This is a genomic window from Streptomyces sp. NPDC004658 (genome assembly GCF_040609555.1).
GTDB lineage: Bacteria > Actinomycetota > Actinomycetes > Streptomycetales > Streptomycetaceae > Streptomyces.
The window spans coordinates 1-1,010 of sequence record NZ_JBEXKG010000460.1; the positions used below are offsets into that span (position 1 = coordinate 1).

The 1,010-nt window shown below is 76.5% G+C and carries 1 protein-coding gene; it reads left to right on the forward strand.

The window, feature by feature from the left end; all coding sequences use genetic code 11:
* Positions 1 to 271: 271 nt before the first annotated feature.
* Positions 272 to 1,010, forward strand: a 739-nt coding sequence (locus tag ABZV94_RS42165) for a phospholipid carrier-dependent glycosyltransferase (protein ID WP_356350484.1), incomplete at its 3' end; no start/stop codon positions are given.

A 1,010-nucleotide genomic window follows, 5' to 3' on the forward strand; every position in this document is an offset into this window, starting at 1 on the left:
CCGTGCTGGCGCTGCGGCTGGACGCGAAGCGGCCGCCGGCCGCGGGCAGTGTGCTGCCGGTGCTCGCCGCGCCCCGGGCGGCCGGAAGGTTCCAGCGGATCGAGGTGAACTCCGACCGGCTGCGGGCCGTACCCGTGTACACGGCAGAAGGTCTGTCGGTGCGACTCGTGCGGCGGTGACGGCCGCGGGGACGGCAGTGGTGCGACGGTGGGGCCGTGACCGGCCCCCCGAGCCCTCCCGTCCCCGTACGGCCCCGTCCGCCGCGGGACGGATGATGGCGCGCGTGCAGCACCCGGTTCTCCTCCCCGAGGCTCCCGCCCCGGGCCCGGTACGGCAGGGCCTGCCGGGCCGGTGGGGCCGGCTGCGCCGGCACCGGCGGTGGCTGCCGCCGCTCCTGGTCGTGCTGCTCCTCGGGCAGATGGCCGCGGCGATGGTCACCACGGCGGTGCAGCAGACCCCCACCATCGACGAGCCGGTGTACGTCGCCACGGCCACCGACTCGCTGCGCGAGCACCGGGTGCGCTACAACCCGGAGCATCCACCGCTCGGGAAGCTGCTGATCGCGGCCGGGGTCGCGGTGGCGGACCCGCACTACGACCCGTCGTACGGCGGCGACCAGGGGCAGGTGGGCCGGCACCTGCTGTACGCGTCGGGCAACGACCCCTGGCGGCTGATGCTGTGGGCGCGGCTGCCGGTGATCGCGCTGACGCTCCTGTGCGGGCTGGTGGTGTTCGCCTTCGCCCGGGACCTGACGGGTACGGCGGGCGGCCTGGTCGCGCTCGCCCTGTACGCGTTCTCGCCCGACGTGATCGCGCACGGTTCCCTGGCCACGCTCGACCTGCCGGCGGCCGGGTTCGTCCTGACCTCGGCCTGGCTGACGTGGCGGGCCCGGCACCGCCCCGTGCCGTACCTGCCGCTGGCGGGGGCGGCGCTGGGCGCGGCCACGGCGACCAAGATGAGCGCCCTGCCGGCGGTGCCGGTGCTGATGGCGCTGGCGGCGCTGTCCGCCC